Origin of the sequence: Kitasatospora sp. NPDC001309 (assembly GCF_042896295.1) — a bacterium.
In the GTDB taxonomy this organism is placed as follows: Bacteria; Actinomycetota; Actinomycetes; order Streptomycetales; family Streptomycetaceae; genus Kitasatospora.
Genome location: NZ_JBIAXC010000004.1, coordinates 152844 through 165493, shown reverse-complemented (window position 1 = coordinate 165493; position 12650 = coordinate 152844). Strand labels below are relative to the sequence as shown.

Annotated in this window: 10 protein-coding genes; 8 read left to right on the top strand and 2 right to left on the bottom strand. The window is 73.0% G+C overall.

All coding sequences use genetic code 11. The annotated features are described in order from the left end of the window. The first annotated feature begins 62 nt into the window (after window positions 1–62). The 5 genes from ACFY2K_RS06070 (at window position 63) to ACFY2K_RS06050 (ending at window position 6598) form a co-directional block, all read left to right on the top strand. Window positions 63–824, top strand: coding sequence for a dienelactone hydrolase family protein (locus ACFY2K_RS06070; protein ID WP_380521025.1), 762 nt, complete (start codon window positions 63–65; stop codon window positions 822–824). A 109-nt stretch (window positions 825–933) separates the two neighbouring features. Then, window positions 934–1968 (top strand): alpha/beta fold hydrolase, encoded by a 1035-nt coding sequence (locus ACFY2K_RS06065; protein WP_387709833.1) that lies wholly within the window; start codon window positions 934–936, stop codon window positions 1966–1968. A gap of 112 nt (window positions 1969–2080) precedes the next feature. Further along, a complete protein-coding gene (locus ACFY2K_RS06060) occupies window positions 2081–4111 on the top strand; it encodes a serine/threonine-protein kinase (protein WP_387709831.1) in 2031 nt (676 codons plus the stop codon). Beyond that, window positions 4108–4449 carry a glutaredoxin domain-containing protein gene (locus ACFY2K_RS06055; RefSeq protein WP_380589890.1) on the top strand — a complete coding sequence of 114 codons (342 nt, stop codon included), beginning with the start codon at window positions 4108–4110 and terminating at the stop codon, window positions 4447–4449. The genes ACFY2K_RS06060 and ACFY2K_RS06055 overlap by 4 nt, the downstream gene beginning before the upstream one ends. Window positions 4450–5002: 553 nt before the next feature. Next, window positions 5003–6598, top strand: a complete 1596-nt coding sequence (locus ACFY2K_RS06050) for a M4 family metallopeptidase (protein ID WP_380589995.1) — start codon at window positions 5003–5005, stop codon at window positions 6596–6598. Window positions 6599–6982: 384 nt separating this feature from the next. Here ACFY2K_RS06050 and ACFY2K_RS06045 read toward each other — a convergent pair whose 3' ends face one another. After that, window positions 6983–7978, bottom strand: a complete 996-nt coding sequence (locus tag ACFY2K_RS06045) for an ABC transporter substrate-binding protein (protein ID WP_387709828.1) — start codon at window positions 7976–7978, stop codon at window positions 6983–6985. A 58-nt stretch (window positions 7979–8036) separates the two neighbouring features. Beyond that, complete coding sequence (locus ACFY2K_RS06040) at window positions 8037–8825, bottom strand: MerR family transcriptional regulator (protein WP_375891348.1); 789 nt, start codon at window positions 8823–8825, stop codon at window positions 8037–8039. 225 nt (window positions 8826–9050) lie between these two features. Between ACFY2K_RS06040 and ACFY2K_RS06035 the strand changes: the two genes are divergently transcribed. Genes ACFY2K_RS06035 through ACFY2K_RS06025 form a run of 3 tightly spaced genes read left to right on the top strand, consistent with a single transcriptional unit; the run spans window position 9051 to window position 12603 of the window. Then, window positions 9051–10637 carry a flavin-containing monooxygenase gene (locus ACFY2K_RS06035; RefSeq protein ID WP_380521038.1) on the top strand — a complete coding sequence of 529 codons (1587 nt, stop codon included), beginning with the start codon at window positions 9051–9053 and terminating at the stop codon, window positions 10635–10637. Next, on the top strand, window positions 10634–11695 hold the full coding sequence (locus tag ACFY2K_RS06030) for an alpha/beta fold hydrolase (protein ID WP_387709826.1): 1062 nt from the start codon (window positions 10634–10636) through the stop codon (window positions 11693–11695). Before ACFY2K_RS06035 ends, ACFY2K_RS06030 begins: the two co-directional genes overlap by 4 nt. Then, window positions 11692–12603, top strand: coding sequence for an SDR family oxidoreductase (locus tag ACFY2K_RS06025; protein WP_387709824.1), 912 nt, complete (start codon window positions 11692–11694; stop codon window positions 12601–12603). Before ACFY2K_RS06030 ends, ACFY2K_RS06025 begins: the two co-directional genes overlap by 4 nt. Window positions 12604–12650: the final 47 nt, after the last annotated feature.

Sequence of the window (12650 nt, the reverse complement as noted above, 5' to 3'; positions counted from 1 at the left end):
CGTTCCCGGTTCCGGGCCCGCAGCGGTTACGCTGCCCGCGACCCTAAGGAGAGCTCTCACCCATGACTGTGCGCGGAACCCTCGTGGACATTCCGGCAGCAGACGGCGCCGCCGACGCCTATCTCACCCACCCCGATGACGGCCTGCCCTACCCCGGCGTGCTGCTCTACCAGGACGCCTTCGGGCTCCGGCCCCACCTGAAGGCCATGGCCGACCGGATCGCCGAGGCCGGGTACACCGTCCTCGTCCCGAACCTGTACTACCGCAGCGGCCGCGCACCGCTGGTGGAACTGCCCGAGATGATCGACATCGAGCAGTGCGACGAGATCTTCGCCCAGCTCGGCCCGCTGCTCCTCGCCGCCAGGGACCCGGAGACGGCCGCGCGCGACGCGGGCGCCTTCCTGGCCTGGTTCGAGGAGTCCCCGCTGGTCCAGGACGGTCCGATCGGCGTCACCGGCTACTGCCTCGGCGCCTACCTGGCCCTGAGCGCCGCCGTCAGCCACCCGGACCGGATCGCCGCGGTCGGCGGCTTCCACGGCGGCCACCTGGCCACCGACCGCCCGGGCAGCCCGCACCTGCGCGCCGAACGCATCACCGCGGAGCTGTACTTCGGCCACGCCGACCAGGACGTGTCGATGCCGCCCGAGCAGATCGCCCGCCTCGACGAGGCGCTCACCGCCGCCGGGGTCCGCCACCGGGCGGAGGTGTACGAGGGCGCCGGGCACGGCTACACCCAGGCTGACACCACCCGGTACGACGCGGGCGGTGACGCCCGGCACTGGTCGGCACTGTTCGACCTGTTGAAGCGCAACCTGCCGGCGTAGCGCCCCGGTTCGCCGCCCAGGCACCCCAGGCACCCCAGGCACCCCCGGCCGGTCGTGGACGGAGCGACGTAAGGTGGCTCCGTCGTGGCGGCCGATCGGGGGAGCGGAAGTGGCAACCAGCAGGTGGGGTGTGCGGACCGGCCGGGCACCGGCCCTGACCGGAGTTCAGCAGGTCATCGCCGAGGCACTGGCCGAGCACCTGCCCGGCGGTGTGCGACGGGGTGAACTCGACCGTGGCGGACGGGCGTTGCGCTGGCTGGAGGCAGGGCCCGGCGCGGTGCCGGTGCCGGGCGACGGTCCGGATGGCGGACCGGGCGATGGTCCGGGGTCGGGCTCCGGGCCGGGCGGCGGTGTGCCGGTCGTCCTGGTCACCGGGATGGGCACCAGCTCGCTCACCTGGGCCCCGCTGCTGCCCGAACTCGCCGGGTGGGCCAGGGTCGTGGCGTACGACCGGGCCGGGCTCGGCGCCAGCGAACCCGACCGCTCCCCGGCCCCGACCCTGGCCGCGCAGGTCGCGGACCTGGCCGCGCTGGTCCGGCACCTGGACGCCGGGCCGGTGGTGCTGGTCGGGCACAGCTGGGGCGGGCAACTGGCTCAACTCCTGGCCCGGGAGCGGCCGGAACTGGTCGCCGGACTGGTCCTGATCGATCCGGCGCACGAGGACTTCCGACCGCGCGCGATCAGCGTGATCGAGTCGCTGCTGCTGCAGATCGGGCTGCTCCGGGCGGCGCGGGCGCCCGCCGGGTTGGGGCCGAGGGATGCGCCGGGGCCGGGGGATGCGCCGGGCCCGGGCAACGCGGCGGACCGGGCCGAGGCGGCCGTCCTCGCCCACCCCCACCAGCGGCGGGCCGTACGGGCCGAGAACCGGCTGTCGAACCGGGCGACCGGGCAGCTGCGCCGTCTCCGGGCCGCCGGGCCGTCACCCGAGGTGCCGGTCACCGTGCTGAGCGCGACGCTGGGGCTGCCCCGCGGGCTGCGGGCCCGGTTCACCGCCGCGCAGGCGCGGATCACGGCCGGTACCGCCCTCGGCGTCCACCTGGTGGTGCCCGGGGCCGGGCACGCCGTCCACCAGGACCGGCCGGGGGTGGTTGCCGAGGCCGTCCGGGCCGTGTCCCGGCAGGTCCGAATCGCCCGGAAGGCCTGACTTCCGGGGGCAATCCCCCTCCTCACAGCGGCTGCTGGGCCCGCGGCACGCTCTGGCACACTGTGTGCCGACGACCCGGCGGGGAGGGTCATGACACCTGGGGGCAGGGGAGATGAGTAGCGCGGGCACCGTGCTCGGCGGGCGGTACACGCTGGTCGAGAAGGTCGGCGGCGGGGGGATGGGGTCGGTCTGGCGGGCCGAGGACGGGGTGCTGGCCCGGCCGGTCGCCGTGAAGATCCTCCGCGCGGACCTGTTCGAGGACGGCACCGGCCTCCAGCGGTTCCGCCGTGAGGCCCAGCTGGTCGCCGCGGTCGACCACCCCGGCATCGTGGGCGTGCACGACTACGGGGAGAGCGGCGGGGACGGCGACGACGCCCGCTGCGCCTACATCGTGATGGACCTGATCGAGGGCCGGCCGCTGGACCGGGTACTCGAGGACGACGGTCCGATGAGCGCCGAGCGGGCGCTGCGCCTGCTCGCCGACGCCCTGGACGCGCTGCACGCCGCCCACCGGCGGGGGATCGTGCACCGTGACCTCAAGCCCTCCAACCTGATGGTGCGCGAGGACGGCGGGGTGGTGATCACCGACTTCGGCATCGCCCGGGCCGTCGCCAGCACCAAGCTCACCGCGCCGTACGCGGTCATCGGCACCGCGGCCTACATGTCCCCCGAGCAGGCCTCGGGGGAGACCACCGGCCCGGCCTCCGACCTGTACTCGATCGGCGTGGTCGGCTACGAGCTCCTGGTCGGGCGGGTGCCGTACCAGGGAGAGGGGCCGCTGCAGGTCGCGCTCAAGCACGTCAACCAGCCGGTACCGGAGTTGCCGGAGACCTTCCCGGCGGCGGTCCGGGCGCTGATCGCCACCGCGCTGGCCAAGCAGCCCGAGGACCGCTTCGAGAGCGCCGCCGGGATGGCGGCGGCGGCCCGGGTGGCGATCGGGCTGCCGGGGGCGGCCCGGAAGGCTGCGGACAGCGGGACGGTCGACCTCCGGGCGGACGCCGGTGCGGCCCCGGCGGGCGGTGCGGCGCCCGGTGCTGCGCCCGCTGACCCGGCCGGTGCGGCTCCTGGTGCCGCGGACGCCGCCGCAGTCGTCCCGGTGGGGGCCGCTGTCGGCGCCGCACCAGCCGCTCCGGAGCAGTTGGTGCGGACGGACCCGCAGGCGGAGACCGAGCCGGGCCGACGCCGCTCGCGCCGTACCCTGCTGCTCCCGGTGGTCGTCCCGATCGTGATCTCGATGGGCACGGCGACGGTGCTGCTGGTCGACCGCGGCCCCGGCCGGTCCGACGCGGCCGTGCCGCCCGCCGCCCAGCCCACCGTGGTGGTGACGGTCCCGGCGGCCCCGGCCGCCACCACCCCGGCCGCAACCACCTCCGGACCCGTCATGCCGTCACCGACCGACACCCCGTCGGCCGCCCCGAGCGCCGACCAGCAGGCCACCGTCGGCGGGGCGCCGCCCGGCACCCAACTGCCCGTACCCGTACCGGCCCAGGGCGGCGGCGGAAGCGGCGCCGCCCAGGGGCGCGGCGGCTCGAATCCCGGTGGCGGCGCGGCCGCCGGAGGGGCTTCGGGTGGCCAGCCCGCCGGCGGGGGGACGGCGGCGGACCAGCCGCCGTCCAAGCCCGGCAACCCGGCCTCCCAGGGAGGCGGTTCAGCCGGCTCGGGCAGTTCGGGAGGTTCAGGTGGTTCGGGTGGTTCGTCGGCGGGTGGGAACCCGCCCGCCCCGCCGGCGGCCGGCCGCCCCGCGTCCTGCGGCGGCAGCAGTTGGAGCACCATCGTCAGCGTCAAGGACGGCCGCCCGATCGGGATGCGCAGCGACAACCTCAACGGCGACAACCCGATCGTCCTCGGCGGCGCCTCGCAGTACGGCTGGGTGCGTGCCACCGACCCGGGCAACTGGATCCTGTTCAACGCCTGCAACAACGGCGGCCCGCAGCTCGTCCAGACCATGGACGGCAAGGTCGTGCTGAGCAACGGCTACAGCTTCCTGACCCGGTGGACGGTCCGCAACGGCAGCACCCCGGGCTCGTACACGCTGGGCGACTACCAGAACCAGTCGTGCATGACGGACAACGGCCCCGGCAACGAGCTCACCATGGTCGCGTGCACACCCGGGAACACGGCGCAGGAGTGGAGGCTGCAGTGACGGACGCAACGAGCGGCGCGGCGAGCGGTGCAACGAGCGGCGCGGCGACGGACGGTTCGGCGACGGACGGGGTGGCCGGGAGCGGTGAAGTGGTGCTCTACTGGCGCCCCTTGTGCACTTACTGCATGAAGCTGCGGTTCGGGCTGCTCTTCACCCGCCTGCGGTACAGCCGCCGCTTCACCCGGGTCAACATCTGGAAGGACCCGGACGCGGCCGCCTACGTGCGCTCGGTCGCGGACGGCAACGAGACCGTGCCGACGGTGCGGGTGGCCGGCCGTCCGATGGTGAACCCCTCGTTGCGCCAACTGCTGGCCGCCGCACGGGAGTACGGCGCGTAGGCGGCCGGTCACCGGGGCGCCGGTCCTATCAGGCCGTCGCCCCGGCGGGCAAGGGCGTTCGATGGCGGGACCTCGCCAATGGGGCATCAAGGGTGTGTATGGAAACTTCTACAAGGATGTAAAAGCCGATCGGCCGGTCATCGGTATTGACACCCCGGCCGGTGGTCGGTGACCGATCCGCTGTCGGCGCAGGCGGTCGGGCCTGGTTCGGATCGGAACCCCCTGCAAGGCCGCTCGCATTGCCCCGGTTTGACCGCCTTTTGAATCCCTTTACCAACTGGCGGGACCTGGCCAATCACTGATGCAGACCTGTCAATTCATCTGTTGGATTGTCATGCTTCTGGTCACCCCCCAGCGGTAGCCCCCACCCCCACCCCTCGGTGGCAAGCCGCTCGACCGCACGGGGTTCCTGCACGTCAGCGCCCGCTCCGCCCCACAGGTGCCGACCCCGGCCCCCGGAGCGTGGTGCGACCGCGCCCAGACGCGGTTTCCCGGAAGGACTCTTACGTTGAAGCGTAAGCTCGCTGCTGTCGCCGTGCTCTCGGCCACGGCCATGCTGACCGGTGTCATCCAGGTGGCCACCACCGCCCAGGCCGCCCCCGCGGCCCCGTCGCTGCAGGCGCAGGCCGCCTCCCAGCACGCGGCCGTGCTCGCCGTGGCCCAGGGTCAGTCCACCCCGCTCGCCCAGGTGCTCGGCCTCGGCGGCCAGGAGAAGCTGGTGGCCAAGGACGCCGTCGTCGACCAGGACGGCACCAAGCACCTGCGCTTCGAGCGCACCTACGCCGGCCTTCCGGTGATCGGTGGCGACCTGGTCGTCCACCAGAAGTCCGACGGTGGCGTGAAGTCGGTCGACAAGGCCGTCTCCGCCCGGATCGCGCTGCCGAGCCTGACCCCGAAGATCCCCGCGGACAAGGCCGCCGACCAGGCCGCCGGCACGGTCAAGGCCACCATCGGCCAGACCATCGACGCCGACCAGGCCCCGATCACCGGCGTCCACCAGGTCGGCAAGGCCGAGCTGGTCGTCTGGGCCACCGACGGCAACCCGCGCCTGGCCTACCGGACCACCGTCGAGGGCGTGCGCGCCGACGGCACCCCGAGCGCCCAGATCCTGGTCACCGACGCGGCCGACGGCAAGGTCCTCTCCACCCACGAGAAGATCGAGACCGCCACCGGCACCGGCAACGGCATCTTCGTCGGCCAGGTCTCCCTCAACACCAACCAGAACGGCTCGCAGTTCGAGCTCAAGGACACCAGCCGCGGCGGCCAGTCCACCACGGACATGAGCAACAGCGAGTCGGGCAGCGGGTCGCTGTTCGCCAACCCGAGCAACAGCTTCGGCGACGGCACCAACAACAGCCGCGAATCCGCCGCCGTGGACGCCCAGTTCGGCGCCGCCACCACCTGGGACTTCTACAAGAACACCTTCGGCCGCAACGGCATCCGCAACGACGGCGTCGGCGCCCTCAGCCGGGTCCACTACGGCTCCAACTACGTCAACGCGTTCTGGAGCGACGACTGCTTCTGCATGTCGTACGGCGACGGCAACAACAACAGCGCCCCGCTCACCGAACTCGACGTGGCCGGCCACGAGATGAGCCACGGCGTCACCGCGGCGACCGCCAACCTGAACTACTCGGGAGAGTCCGGCGGCCTCAACGAGGCCACCTCCGACATCATGGGCACCATGGTGGAGTGGTACGCCAACCTGCCCGCCAACCCGCCGAACTACCAGATCGGCGAGCTCATCAACATCAACGGCGACGGCAAGCCGCTGCGCTACATGGACCAGCCGAGCCAGGACGGCAACTCGGCCGACTACTGGGACGCCAACGTCGGCAACCTGGACGTGCACTTCTCGTCCGGCGTGGCCAACCACTTCTTCTACCTGCTGTCCGAGGGCAGCGGCGCGAAGACGATCAACGGGTTCAACTACAACAGCCCGACGGCGGACGGCTCCTCGCTCGCCGGCATCGGCCGGGACAAGGCCGCGCAGATCTGGTACAAGGCGCTGACCGCGTACTTCACCTCGACGACCGACTACGCGGGCGCCCGTGTGGCCACCCTGAGCGCGGCGTCGGACCTGTACGGCGCCAACAGCGCCGAGTACAACGCGGTCGCGGCCACCTGGACCGCGGTCAACGTCAACTGACTCGGGCCTGAGCCGGGTCGGGCCTGAGTTGGGCAGGCCCGACCCGGGGCGCGTCCGAGCAGGTCCCGGTCGGACTGTGGGTGCCGAACGGCCGGGTCGGGCGGCGGGGGCGACGGTGTGCGGACCACCGTCGCCCCCGCCGTCGTGCGTGGCGGCGCTGCGGGGTGGCGCTGCGGGGCCCGGGTTCGGGTTCTGGCGTCGGGTGCGTCGGGTGCGTCGGACGGCTGACGGGCGACAGACGACAGACGACAGGCGACAGGCGACAGCGAACAGATAACGGATGTCAGATAACAGATGTTGAAATCTGTCATCTGTTATCTGTTTGCTGTGATCTGTTCGCCGTGATCTGTCAGTCGCCGGCCGTCCGCCCCCACCCGCCGGCCGTCACGCCAGGTCCTTGCGGATCTGGTCCAGGATCAGCCCGGCTCCGGTGTAGCCGATGCCGAGCATCCAGAGGCTGTCGTCCACCTGGTACACCCGGCCGGTGCGGACGGCGTCGATGTTCTTCCACAGCGCTCCCTCGGTGATCCGGGCCCGGTCGGACTTCGCCGCGTCCCCGTACACCGAGTAGAAGATGACGTCGGCCGCCGCCTGGTCCACCTGCTCGGGGCTGATCTCCAGTGAGAACCCCGGCTTGCCCTGGTTGGCCGGGCGGCCGAGCCCGAGGTCCTTGAACAGCGAGCCGACGAAGGTGTCGTCGAGGTAGAGCCGGGTGGGCGCGCCGGCCAGGAAGCGGGCCATCTCGACCCGGGTGGCCGCTGCCTTGGTCGGCCCGCCCAGTGCGGTCACGAGGTCCCGCACCTTGGTCCGGTACGCCGCGTCCGCCGGCTCGGCCTCGGCCGCGCGCCCCATCGCTTCGGCGTGCAGCCGGACGTTCTCCTTCCAGGTCGGGCCGGTGGTCCTGGACAGTACGGTCGGAGCGATCCTGGAGAGCTGGTCGTACCGCTTGTCGTCGCGGACCTGGTTGCTGAGGATGAGGTCCGGCCGCAGCGCCGCGATCGCCTCCAGGTTGGGCTGGCCGATCGCGCCGACCGCCTTCGTCCCGGCCAGCCGCTCGGCGGGGAGGTACCCGGGGAAGGGCGCGCCCTCGCTGACGGTGGTGGCGCCGACCGGGCTCAGCCCGAGGGTGACCACCGAGTCGAGGGCGTCGGTGTCCAGGGCCACCACCCGCGCGGCCCGGTCCGGTACGGTGCTCGTGCCGCGCGCGTGCTGGACGGTACGGGTACCGCCGGAGCCGGTCGGACTGCCGCCCGGCGTGGGGGAGTCGGCCCCGCAGGCGGCGAGCGCGAGGCCCGGGGCGAGCCCGGCGGCGAGGCCGAGTGCCGTGCGGCGACTGAGAGTTCGGCGGTCGGGGGTTCGACGGCCGAGGGTGCGGGGCATCGGCGGCTCCTCAACGGACTGACGGGGCGCGGAAATCCCTGCCCGCCCAGCCGACCCGCTACGCCTCGGAGCCGTACTCCCGTCGCTGGCGCAGCAGTTCGGCGTACTCGGCCCGCACCCGGCGGTCCATCGCGAGGGTGAACTGCGCGTCGGCGACGGTGCGGGCGAGCGGCCGTACCCGCAGGATGCGTTCGGTGAGCCGGGCCGCCTCGCCCGGCGCCAGCGGGGTGTCGGCGGAGAGCACGCTGAGCAGGTGGTCGCTGACCACGTCGATGAAGATCTCGGCGATGGCGTCGACGTGCTCCCGGGTGCGCCGGCTGGCGTCCAGGACGGCCGAGAGCGGTACGCCCTCGGCGACCAGCTCGGTGGTGGCGTCCATCAGCCGGCGGCTGACGTGGGTGATCCCGTCCTCCTCGACCGTGATGTAGCCCTGGGCGATCGATTCGGCGGTGTTCTCCTCGGTGAGCTGGTCCCCGAAGGCGGCTTTGAGCTCCTCCCACTCCAGGCGCACCGGGGTCTCGTCCGACCAGGGGGCGACGATCGCGGCTTCGAGCCCGATCAGCTCGGCGACGTCCCGCCCGCTCTCGCCGGCGCCGATCAGTTCGGCGATCCCGCCCAGGGTGTGGCCGCGGTCGAGCAGTTCGCCGATCATCCGCAGCCGGGTCAGGTGCTCCTCGCCGTACCAGGCGATCCGGCCCTCCTTGCGGGGTGGTGGGAGCAGCTTGCGCTCACGGTAGAAGCGCAGGGTGCGGGTGGTGATCCCGGCCGCTTCGGCCAGTTCCTCCACCCGGTACTCGCGTTTTCTGTCGCCCGCAGCAGCTCTGACCTTGTCCACGGCGATCAGCATAGGTCCGTCACGTCGGCGGCGGGCCCTGGGGGAAGTCCGGGGACTTCCGGTGGATCCGGGCCGTCGTGCTTCTTCCATCCGGTGTCAGCAAGGACTACCCTGCCAACCATGCCAGTGATTACTGGCGCGATTGGCAGGGTTCCGGGGCACGGCCCCGGAGGTTTCCGAGGGCGCCGCCCCCGGAAGAGCGTGAAGACCACCGCCCCACCCTCAGGAGGAGGCCGCATGGCATCCAGCAGCAAGCGCCCCCGCCCCGGCGCGACCCCGGCGCCCGACCCCGGCGCCGCGACGGAGGCCGTACCGCACGTGCGGGTGGCCGTGATCGGCTCCGGCTTCGGCGGCCTCGGCGCGGCCGTCCGACTGCGCCGCGCCGGCATCACCGACTTCGTCGTCCTGGAGCGCGCGGACTCGGTCGGCGGCACCTGGCGCGACAACAGCTACCCCGGCTGCGCCTGCGACGTGCCCTCGCACCTCTACTCCTTCTCCTTCGCGCCCAACCCCGACTGGCCGCGCAGCTTCTCCGGCCAGCCAGACATCCGCGCCTACCTGGAGAAGGTCGCCACCGTCTTCGGGATACGCCCCCACCTGCGCTTCAACGCCGAGGTGCTGGAGGCCCGTTGGGAGGCCGAGCAGACCCGCTGGCGGATCACCACCGCGGCCGGCCAGTGGACCGCCGACGCCGTCGTCTCCGCCGCCGGACCGCTCGCCGACCCGCAGATCCCCGACCTGCCCGGCCTGAGCACCTTCCCCGGCAAGGTCTTCCACTCCTCCCGCTGGGACCACGACTTCGACCTGGCCGGCAAGCGGGTGGCGATGGTCGGCACCGGCGCCTCCGCCGCCCAGATCATCCCGTCGATCCAGCCGAAGGTCGGCAAGCTGACCGTCTTCCAGCGCACCCCCGCCTGGGTCCTGCCGCGCCGCGACCGCGAGATCAGCCAGCTGGAGAAGTGGCTGCACGGCCGGCTGCCGGTCACCGCCAAGATCCGCCGCGGCACCCTGTTCGCGCTCCGCGAGATGCAGGTCGACGCCTTCGTGCGCCGCCCCGGGCTGCTGCGCGTCGTCCAGCAGCTCGCCGAACGCCACATCGCCCAGGGCGTCGCGGACCCGGCGCTGCGCGCCAGGCTCACCCCGGACTACCGGATCGGCTGCAAGCGCATCCTGCTCAGCAACACCTACTACCCGGCGCTCGCCGCGGCCAACACCGAGGTCGTCTCCTCCGGCCTGCGCGAACTGCGCGGCTCCACCCTGGTGGCCGCCGACGGCAGCGAGCACGAGGTCGACGCCATCGTCTTCGGCACCGGCTTCCACGTCACCGACATGCCCGTCGGAGCCCGGGTGTTCGGCGCGAACGGGACCAGCCTGGCCGAGGAGTGGAAGGACGGGATGGAGGCGCTGCGCGGCTCGGCCGTGCATGGCTTCCCGAACCTCTTCTTCGTGATCGGCCCCAACACCGGCCTCGGCAACAGCTCGATGATCCTCATGATCGAGTCCCAACTGAACTACATGATCGACGCGTTGACCACGCTCGACACGGTGGGCGCCGCCGCCATGCAGCCCACCGTCCGGGCCCAGCGGCAGTGGAACCTGGAACTCCAGCACCGGATGGACCGCACCGTCTGGACCACCGGCGGCTGCCGCAGCTGGTACCTGGACCCGAGCGGCAAGAACACCGTGCTCTGGCCCGGTTCCACGACCTCCTTCCGCCGCGCCACCCGCAAGGTCGACCTGGGCGAGTACGAGCTGATCATGCGCACCGGGCCGAGGACCACCCGTCCCGCCGCTTCCACCGCCGCCCAGGAGGCCACCGCGTGAGCACCGTCCAGCTCCCCGCCGAGTACGTCCAGCCCACGCCCGTCGAGGAGTTGAGCATCCGATCGGCGGACGGCATCCGACTGCACGTCGAGGTGCACGGCCAACCCGGCGCTCCCACCGTGGTGCTGTCCCACGGCTGGACCTGCTCGACCGCCTTCTGGGCCCCGGTGATCCGCGAACTCTCCGACCGCTACCGGCTGGTGGCCTACGACCAGCGCGGCCACGGGCAGAGCGAGATCCCGCCCAGCCGGGCCCGCTACTCCACCCGGGCACTCGCCGAGGACCTGGCCGCCGTGCTCGCGCGGACCGTCCCGGCGGGGGAGCGGGCCGTGCTGGCCGGGCACAGCATGGGGGGCATGACCATCATGGCCGCCGGCGGCCGCCCCGAGGTCGCCGAGCGCACCGCCGCGAACGTCCTGATCTCCACCGGCCCGGCCGACCTGGTCGCCGAACTCACCGTCCTGCCGGACGGCCTGCGCGCCCCGCGTCTGCGGCGCTTCCTGCACCGGCAGCTGCTGCGCTCCCGGATGCCGCTCGGGCCGGTCTCGGGAGTGAGCCGGGCCGCGCTCAAGTACGCGACCATGGGGCCGGGTTCACCTGCCGGGCAGGTCGAGGCGACGGCCCGGATCGTGCACGCCTGCCCGGCCGCGGTCCGCTACCACTGGGCCGGAGTGCTCGACCGGCTGGACGTACGGGCCGGGCTCGGCCGGATCACCGCCCCCACCGCCGTGGTGGCGGGCACCGCGGACCGTCTCACCCCGCCGGTGCACGCCCACCGGATGGTCGCCGAACTCGTCGACCCACAGGGGCTGTTGCTGCTGCCCGGGGTCGGTCACATGGCGCCGCTGGAGCGTCCGGCGGAGGTCGCGGCCGAGATCCACCGGATGGCCTCCGCCCACCTGGCGGGTGCACCCACCGGGACCGCTTCCGTCCCCGCCCCCGCTCCTGCCGTCGACCCTGCTCCTGCCGTCGACCTTGCTCCCGCCGTCGACCCCGCCGTCGACCCTGCCGTCGATCCTGCCGTCGATCCCGCCGTCGAGAGGACCACCGTCGCATGAATGCCATCCCGCCGCTGTCCGCGCAGGTCGTGGTGGTCACCGGGGCCGCCCGTGGAGTCGGCGCGTCGCTGGCCCGGAAGCTGGCCCGGCGCGGGGCCAGGGTCGCGCTACTGGGCCTGGAACCCGAGGAGTTGAAGGCCGTCGCGGCGCAGTGCGGCGCCGCAGCCACGGCGTGGGAGGTGGACGTCACCGATCTGGAGGCGCTCGCTGACACCGCCGAGCGGATCAAGGAGCACTACGGGCGGATCGACACCGTGGTCGCCAACGCCGGGATCGCGATCGGCGGACCGCTCGCCGACAGCGACCACCGGGCGTTCAGCCGGGTGATCGAGGTCAATCTGCTCGGCAGCGTCGCCACCGCGCGGGCCTTCCTGCCGGCCCTCACCGAGAGCCGCGGCTACCTGCTGCAGATCGCCTCGCTCGCCGCGCTCACGCCCGCACCGCTGATGAGCGCCTACTGCGCCAGCAAGTCCGGGGTGGAGGCCTTCGCCCACTCGATCCGCGCCGAGGTCGCCTACCAGGGCGTCAAGGTCGGTGTGGGGTACCTGAGTTGGACCGACACCGACATGGTGCGCGGTGCCGACGAGGACGCCGTACTCAAGCAGATGCGCAGCCGGCTGCCGTGGCCGGCCAACAAGACGTACCCGCTGGAGCCGGCCGTGGACCGGATCGTCGCCGGGATCGCCCGGCGCTCGGCCCATGTGTACGCCCAGGCGTGGCTGCGCGGGATGCAGCCGGTGCGCTGGCTGCTGCCGAGCCTGATCGCCGTGGTCGGCTCCCGCGACGTCGCCAAGCTCGCCCCGCAGCTCGCGGCCACCGCCGCCTCCCGCCTGCGCGCGGTCGGGGCCGGCGGCGCGGCTGACACCGCGGTGCGGAGGGAGCGGACGGGGCGGGGGACTGACGGCTGACAGCGAACAGCTGACAACTGACAGATGACGGATAACAGATGACGGAT

Excerpts from the sequence above, each read along its gene's own strand:
- ACFY2K_RS06035 (WP_380521038.1), top strand. The coding sequence starts at position 9,051 with ATGGCATCCAGCAGCAAGCGCCCCCGCCCCGGCGCGACCCCGGCGCCC.
- ACFY2K_RS06025 (WP_387709824.1), top strand. The coding sequence starts at position 11,692 with ATGAATGCCATCCCGCCGCTGTCCGCGCAGGTCGTGGTGGTCACCGGG.
- ACFY2K_RS06050 (WP_380589995.1), top strand. The coding sequence starts at position 5,003 with ATGCTGACCGGTGTCATCCAGGTGGCCACCACCGCCCAGGCCGCCCCC.
- ACFY2K_RS06040 (WP_375891348.1), bottom strand. The coding sequence starts at position 8,825 with ATGCTGATCGCCGTGGACAAGGTCAGAGCTGCTGCGGGCGACAGAAAA.
- ACFY2K_RS06060 (WP_387709831.1), top strand. The coding sequence starts at position 2,081 with ATGAGTAGCGCGGGCACCGTGCTCGGCGGGCGGTACACGCTGGTCGAG.
- ACFY2K_RS06070 (WP_380521025.1), top strand. The coding sequence starts at position 63 with ATGACTGTGCGCGGAACCCTCGTGGACATTCCGGCAGCAGACGGCGCC.
- ACFY2K_RS06045 (WP_387709828.1), bottom strand. The coding sequence starts at position 7,978 with ATGCCCCGCACCCTCGGCCGTCGAACCCCCGACCGCCGAACTCTCAGT.